Source organism: Arthrobacter sp. Y3223164 (genome assembly GCF_059091005.1).
Window position 1 is genome coordinate 1 of record NZ_JBNHGF010000270.1, and the last position, 3943, is coordinate 3943.

2 protein-coding genes are annotated in these 3943 nt (G+C 68.2%); both read right to left on the reverse strand.

The genetic code is table 11. The features are described 5' to 3' along the window. The coding region (locus AC5RUJ_RS12365) for an ABC transporter permease (protein WP_494155925.1) at positions 1–1962 on the reverse strand (1962 nt) is incomplete at its 3' end. Positions 1963–2128: 166 nt separating this feature from the next. Further along, positions 2129–3718, reverse strand: a complete 1590-nt coding sequence (gene serA / locus AC5RUJ_RS12370; protein ID WP_494000032.1) for a phosphoglycerate dehydrogenase — start codon at positions 3716–3718, stop codon at positions 2129–2131. Between the last annotated feature and the right edge of the window lie 225 nt (positions 3719–3943).

A 3943-nucleotide genomic window follows, 5' to 3' on the forward strand; every position in this document is an offset into this window, starting at 1 on the left:
CAGGGCGCCCTGCACCTCGCCGGCCGCGCCCTGGCGGACCCAGGACTGCTGCACGGTGCCGAGGTCGCTGACCGTGCCGGAGGCGTCCTTGTGGTAGTCCGGCACGTAGATGGACACGTCTTCGCGGGCCGAGCCGGCCACCACCTGGGTCTGCAGGCCGAGGTCCTCGATCGCGGCGGCCACGGCGTTGATCTGGTCTTCGGCGTCGGCCCACGAGCCGGCGGCGTCGACGCGGACGCGGACCGCGTCGATGACAGGCTCCTCGGCGCTCGTGCCGCGGACGGCGGCCAGTCCGGCGAAGTCGGTGATGGCGCCCGCGGACTGCACGGACAGGCCGGCGCCGCTGAGGCCCGGCTTCATCACGGTGTCGTCGACGTTGTTGCCCTCGGCGTCTTCGGTGATGGTCACCGGCGTCGGGTCGTACCCGCCCAACGGCAGGTAGTTCACGTCGCCGGCGGCCTCGCGCACCGCGGACGCGTCGAAGGTGCCGTAGACGAAGGGCAGCGGAGTGGCGGATTCGCCGCCGGAATCCACGGTGCTGCGGTAGGACTGCTCTTCCACCGGTTCCCGCTGGCTCTGGTCCGGTTCCAGCTGCCACTGGAGGGTCTTCTCCGGCAGCTTGTTGACCTGGATCCAACCCTGCGGCGTGGCGGTCTGCTCCGCGCTCCCGTCGCTGGCGGCGTCCCCGGCGGTGAACTCCGGGTTGGACATGAAGTCCGTGGTCCACACCGGCGGCTGGTGCAGGCCGGCGACCATCTGGACGCCGCCGGAGCCCAGCAGGTAGTTGTAGTCCTCGCCGCCGGGCCAGCGCAGCTGGAAGGGCTTGCTGGAGGCGAAGGGCAGGTAGCCCTCCCCCAGCTCCTTGCTGACGGTGCCGACCTCCGAGACAGTGTTGCCGGCGTCGTCCAGTTCTTCGATGGTGACCGAGTAGGTCAGGTCCAGGTCGGTGCCGGAACGGACCACCATGGGGATGACCTGGGATTCCTCGTCCAGCGTGCCGGCTTCCACCGCGTTCTGGTACTGGACAAAGAACGGGCTCCAGAACTCGAACGGGTGCCCGTCGATGGCGGCGCCTTCGCCGCCCTCGGAGAACATGCCCATGCCGAACTGCGAGGAGAAGTGCTGGCCCAGTTCCTGGGCGTTGCGGTCGGTCGGTTCCGGTGCCTGCTTGAGCGGGGCCAGGAAGTCGCCGGCCTCGCCGAGCAGCGCGGATTCGGCCGCCGGGTCCACGGCAACCACCGTCTCGGTGATCTGCGGGAGCATGGGCAGCGCGATGGTGGTGTCGAAATCGCCGTGCATGCTGCCGCCGGCCGGGTCCGGGAACTTGATGCCGGTTTCGCCCTTGGGGGCCACGGTGCGCAGGCTGGTGCCGCCGGGTACTTTCAGCTCCTCCAGCTTCGCCTGGCCCAGGGAACCCTCGGCGGCTGTTTCAAAGAGGACGGTGTCCGTCAGGCCGTCGGAGCTGACGGCCTTGGCGGTGATCCGGTAGTTCGTCGGTTCTTCGTTGAAGACGGAATCCGGCGCCGGCCACTCTTCCTTCGGCACGGCGTCCTTGATGCCCTGGCCCTTGAGGTACTGCTCGATGTTCGGGTTGTAGCCGACATAATCGGTGGCCTTCAGCTGCGGGAACTCGATGTCCTGGACCACCTTGGACACGAGCGAAATCGGGGCGGCGACGGAGACGCCGTCGATCCCCCGGACCTGCTCCAGATCCGACGCGGCGATGCCGCCGTTGCCGCTGAGGAAGTCCGGCTGGCGCAGTTCGTCGCCCGCGGTGCCCTCGGGCAGGACCAGGATGTCGTACACGCCGCGGGTGTTGGCGTCGACGATCCGGGTCAGCGATGCCTGTGCCCGACCCTGGACGAAAATGGAAAGGACCATTGCCGCGATCAGGACGGCGACCGTCACCACGAGCGAACGGCTGCGCATGAAGCGTGACGCAGCGTTGAACCGGATTTCCACAGAATCACTCCATACGGCAGCAAAAAGGCCAGAGGTCGAATTGACCCGGCATTAAGGTTCTCACGAGGTGAGCGCAGGCGAGGAATCGACCCGCGGGTCTGCGTAAAGCCCGCCCGGCCCCGGGGGGAACAGCAGGGACCGGGCGCGCTTTACCGCGCGGCGAGAGTCAGTCCTGCAGGTCGACTTCGCGGGCCACGACGGCGCCGATCTCCGCGCTGAGCCTTTCCAGCAGGTCCTGCGGCAGGGCGCTGTCCACGGTCAGCACGGCCAACGCCTGCTTGCTGGCGTCGTTGCGGGCCACCTGCATGCCGGCGATGTTGATGTCCTGCTCGCCCAGCAGCCGGCCCAGGGTGCCGATGACGCCCGGACGGTCCTCGTAGAGGAAGACGATCACGTGTTCGCTGATCGGCATTTCCACCTCGTAGCCGTTGATGGCCACGATCTTCTGGATCTGCTTGGGGCCGGTCAGCGTGCCGGAGACGGAGATCTGGGAACCGTCCGACAGGGCGCCGCGGATGGTGAGCACGTTGCGGTACTCTTCAGACTCCGTGGTGGTGATCAGGCGGGTGTTGATGCCGCGCTGCTCGGCCAGCACGGGGGCGTTGACGTAGGAGACCTGCTCGGAGACGACGTCCCGGAAGACGCCCTTGAGCGCGGCCAGTTCCAGCGCCTTCACGTCCAGCTCGGCGATCTCGCCGGCCACTTCGACGTCGATCTGGGTCACCGAATCGTGGGTCAGCGCGGTGAAGATCCGGCCGAGCTTTTCGATCAGCGGGATGCCCGGGCGGACGTCCGGGGCGATCACGCCGCCGGCCACGTTCACGGCGTCGGGCACCAGTTCCCCGGCCAGCGCCAGGCGCACGGACTTGGCCACGGAGATGCCGGCCTTCTCCTGCGCTTCCTCGGTGGAGGCGCCCAGGTGCGGGGTGACCACCACGTTCTCCAGTTCGAAGAACGGCAGGTCGGTGCTCGGCTCGGTGACGAAGACGTCGATGGCGGCGCCGGCGATCTTGCCTTCCTTCAGCGCGTCGTAGAGCGCGGCTTCGTCGATCAGGCCGCCGCGGGCCACGTTGACCACGCAGGCTGTGGGCTTCATCTTTTCGAAGGCGGCGGCACCGATCATGCCCACCGTCTCCGGGGTCTTCGGCATGTGGATGGTGATGAAGTCGGACTGCTCCAGCAGCTCGTCCAGGCTGACCAGCTGCACGCCCAGCTGGGCGGCGCGGGCGCTGGTCACGTACGGGTCGTAGGCCAGGATCTGGGTCTCGAACGCCTGCATGCGCGCGGCGATCAGGGCGCCGATGCGGCCCAGGCCGATGATGCCGATCTTCTTCTCGTAGATCTCGGTGCCGGTGTACTTGGAGCGCTTCCACTCGCCGCCCTTGAGCGAGGCGTTCGCGGCGGGGATGTGGCGGGCCAGGGCCAGGATGTGGCCGACGGTCAGTTCAGCGGCGGAGACGATGTTGGAGGTCGGGGCGTTCACGACCATGACGCCGGCCTGGGTGGCGGCCTTGATGTCCACGTTGTCCAGGCCCACGCCGGCGCGGGCGATGACCTTCAGGTTCTTGGCCGCGGCAATGGCCTCGGCGTCCACCTTGGTGGCGGAGCGGACCAGGATGGCGTCGACGTCGGCAATCGCGGCCAGCAGCTGGGACCTGTCGGCTCCATCGGTCTGCCGGATCTCGAAGTCGGGCCCGAGGGCTTCGATGGTCGCCGGGGAGAGTTCCTCCGCCAGCAGGACTACTGGTTTTTCCACAGGGGTGTTCCTTCGCTGCAAGCATGGTGATGGCCGTGCGTATAGATGGGGGTGACTCCAGTCTAGAACGGCTGCGGCCCTGTCCCCCAGTTGTTACCGGTACCGGCCGGCCGGCACCGGCCCGGCGAAACGGCGGGCCATGGGAATCGTGACGACGACGGCGGGCGCCACGGAAACATGACGACGACGACGGCGCGCCTCGGGAGCCGCGACGACGACGGCGGG